The organism is Longimonas sp. (genome assembly GCF_046498435.1).
Taxonomy (GTDB): domain Bacteria; phylum Bacteroidota; class Rhodothermia; order Rhodothermales; family Salinibacteraceae; genus Longimonas.
In genome coordinates, this window is sequence record NZ_JAWOAR010000072.1 from 1 (window position 1) to 3,174 (window position 3,174).

The 3,174-nt window shown below is 66.4% G+C and carries 6 protein-coding genes; all 6 read right to left on the reverse strand.

The window, feature by feature from the left end; all coding sequences use genetic code 11:
- On the reverse strand, positions 1 to 283 hold a 283-nt coding region (locus R6U20_RS03135; RefSeq protein ID WP_410336414.1), incomplete at its 3' end, for a hypothetical protein.
- The gene (locus tag R6U20_RS03140; RefSeq protein ID WP_410336415.1) at positions 283 to 789 is read right to left on the reverse strand and encodes a lasso peptide biosynthesis protein; all 507 of its coding nucleotides are present in this window, start codon (positions 787 to 789) and stop codon (positions 283 to 285) included. The genes R6U20_RS03140 and R6U20_RS03135, both read right to left, overlap by 1 nt.
- Complete coding sequence (locus R6U20_RS03145) at positions 786 to 1,115, reverse strand: PqqD family protein (protein WP_410336416.1); 330 nt, start codon at positions 1,113 to 1,115, stop codon at positions 786 to 788. Before R6U20_RS03145 ends, R6U20_RS03140 begins: the two co-directional genes overlap by 4 nt.
- A gap of 27 nt (positions 1,116 to 1,142) precedes the next feature.
- Positions 1,143 to 2,234 carry a hypothetical protein gene (locus R6U20_RS03150; protein ID WP_410336417.1) on the reverse strand — a complete coding sequence of 364 codons (1,092 nt, stop codon included), beginning with the start codon at positions 2,232 to 2,234 and terminating at the stop codon, positions 1,143 to 1,145.
- Positions 2,235 to 2,281: 47 nt separating this feature from the next.
- Positions 2,282 to 2,476, reverse strand: coding sequence for a hypothetical protein (locus R6U20_RS03155; protein ID WP_410336418.1), 195 nt, complete (start codon positions 2,474 to 2,476; stop codon positions 2,282 to 2,284).
- 58 nt (positions 2,477 to 2,534) lie between these two features.
- The coding region (locus R6U20_RS03160) for a T9SS type A sorting domain-containing protein (protein ID WP_410336419.1) at positions 2,535 to 3,174 on the reverse strand (640 nt) is incomplete at its 5' end.

A 3,174-nucleotide genomic window follows, 5' to 3' on the forward strand; every position in this document is an offset into this window, starting at 1 on the left:
CGGCCTGTAGGAGTCCGGCAGCCGCCACGGTCTGTGCATGCGGAGCAAGGGCGTCCCGAAGCGGGCCAGCGTGGGGATGATCGGTGGCCGCCAGCGCCCGGTACACCGACGGCACTACGTTGTGATGTTGCGTCCATGCCACCAGATGAGCAGGGGCGCACTGCTCGGCATGTGCATCCAGGGTCGAGGTCCACTTCTCGGATGCATCGACCTGGAGCGCGTGGCGGAGCGCGGCGCATCCCACCTGAACGGCGGTATCGGAAACAGCGTCGGAATCAGCCATCAGGAGGCGGGCGGGTAGCGGTAGAGCAGGCGATGGGTGGTGCGCGGATCGACGGGCTCGGCCAGCGCCGTGCCGCGAATCTCAACCCAGGCGTGGGCCAGGTGCTCATGCGGACGGTTGCGCTGTGCGCCAAGGCAGAAATGCACGGGCGCATGTGCGGTGCGCTGCATCAATCCAAACAGAAGAAGCGCACGCGGCAGGCAGCGGCCGGAGCGCCCGCGCGTGGTGAGCCGATACGCCACCGTCAGGCACGCGCCCAGCGCAAGCGGCGGGCCCAGTCCGCGCCAGGTGGTGTGAGGCACGGTTGGAGTCAGGCGTTTCAGTACGTTGGGGAGCGTGTGTGGTGCGGCGGCTTGCTGCACGCGGCGCAGGTGCAGCGCCACAATAGCGTAGAGCCAGAGCGCGTGGGGTAGCGCGCGCATGCACGACAAGGCCCGGCGCCACCGTGGACGCGCAGCGTACTGCTGGATGTGCACCGCTATGTTTGGCGATTCATCAGCAATCATGATGCAGGCACGATGAGTTGAACCGCACGCATGGATTGCAGAAACGTGTCGGTGTGCGTACGGGCGGTGGCCTGTGAGAGTGCGGGCTCGGCATCGTCGCTTTTTGCGTTGGCGTGGGCTCGGAGCGCCTCGGCCAGCTCAGGGGCGGTGGCCTGATCGTGCTCTTGCAGGTACGACCAGAGCACGTATCCGGTCTCGTTGAGTTCGTAGTACGTCTGGCTGTTCAGGTCGAGCACGACAGCGGCATCGGCATCGAGCGCGGTGGCAGTGGCATGCGAGGCGCAGCGCACGGGCACATCGTCGGCAAAGGCAGGAGCAGCAGGCATGATGTAGCGGAGGGCAGATACAGAAGGCTATACGAGCGCCGTTGTGGTTTGTAAGAGTTCCGCCAGGCGCCCTGGATCGTGGTAGAGGTCGCGTCCGGCGTGCAGGCGATACACGGTGCACTGGCGCAGCAGGTGCCCCATGCGATCCCACTGGGCCCGGGCGGCATCGGGGGGCAGGAGCGCGGGCGGTACGCCCTGGGCCATGAGTTCAGGCAGGGCCTGCGTGGCTGAGCAGGCAACGAGTTCGCTCCTCTTGCGATCCGTAATGGTTGGAAGAAGGAGTGCGGCAGGGGCCGCCTGCGCCGCACGGCGCATTGTGGGAGCGGGATCGGGACTATGGTGGCGCGGACGCATGCGCGGGTGCATCGGACGCTTTTCTCGTTCCGTAAACCGCCCAAACAGACTGCGCGGCGGGTTGATGCTGGTGGGTGCGGGCAGGTCCAGCCGGTCCCACGCATCGGTGCACACGTGGATGGTCTGCGCCAGGCTGTGCACGTGCACGCTCGTCGTTGCAGGCGGAGGCACCACCAGCATATCGTCGCTGACCCCTGCCCACGCGCGCATCATGAGCCCGGCGGTGAGCGTCGACTTCCCGCATCCAGACGGCCCGACCAGCAGGAGGGCGTTTGGTCCTGTGGATCCAGCGGGGGCTCGCAGGGCGGCGGCGTGGAGCGGCATCCAGCCGGTGCGGGGGAGGAGCAGGGTGAGCACGTCGCGAAAGGCGTGCGCCCAGCGGGCGGTGCCCTCCTCGGAAGCGGGCGCGGTTGCCATGGCCAGCGTGGCGACTGGGTTCGTTGGCGCAAGCCGGGCGGTGTAGGTGGCGCGCTCGATGTGCCACCCCGAGGCGTGACGCCACACCGTACCGCGCTCATCGCGGCTGACGCGGGTTGCGGCTTCCGGGCGGGGCGGCAACGCAGGGGCCAGCTTGATGTGGATGTCGGCATCAGACGCATGGGGAGCAGGCATCGGCTCCAGCGCCAGCGCCTCGCCGATGGCGTGCCAGTCGGGTACAGGCGGCCCTACTTCTGCACTTGAGCGCGTAACGTGCACCGTAATGCCCTCGCCTGCCGACTTCGCCATGCGAAACGCCGCGATGGGTGTGGGAGGAACGGTTTTCATCGGGCCGATAAAAGCATACGGGGCAGCGTGGTTCGCACCATGGATTGTCACGAGACTGGCGTGGGTGGAAACGTCTGGGACGAGGTATCCATCCCGGTAGACTCGGGGAGCGTACCCAGCGAGCGAACGCGGGGCGGCTCGTAGCCTGCAGGACGCGGCGTGCCGCCATCCGATTCATGTTGATAAGATGGCTCGTCGTCCTCCGAGCGCCAGAGCAGCGATGTATTGTAGGACGTAGACATGAGTATGGACTGTTTGGATTACATGATCGAGGGTGCCGGCGGTCTCACCACCTGGATGTTATCGCACAACGACAAACCGCGTCGTTTGCGTGGCGTCTTCGCCCTGCACACGCAGGAAGTACGTTCCGCTTGCAAGGGTGGCTGTGTCAATTGTTAGCGTCTGTGGGCGCTGCCCGGCAATCTCGCCGTCGTGCAGCGTGCGTACGCGGCGGCCCAGGGCATCGTACACCGTGGCCGTCACCGCCTGCGTCTCCCGTACGGTCAGTTCCACAGTGCCTTGCCCGCGCACCGGGTTCGGGGCCACCGGGGTAAGGGCCATGTCATCTTGCAGGCGCACCTGCACCTCCACCGGCTCGCTGGGGGTGGCCGTGCCATCGGTATCCACCTGTTCGACACGGAAGGTATGGGCTCCGTAGCTTAGATCATCTACGCGTGTCTGATAGGACTGCGGCGTGTCGGTCGTACCGGCGCCCTCCACAAACGTGAGCGTCTCGTACGTGCCATTGTCGGTCTGGCGCTGCACGTTGAAGCCGGCGTTGTTCGTCTCCGAGGCCGTCGTCCACGACAGCACCGCGTCGGTGCCATCGGACTGGCCCTCGAACGTGGTTAGCTCCACCGGCAGCGGCGCTTCCGGTCCAGCGCGCACAATGAAGCGCGGATTGTCTACGGCATCATCCTGCACGCCCCCTCCAATTCCG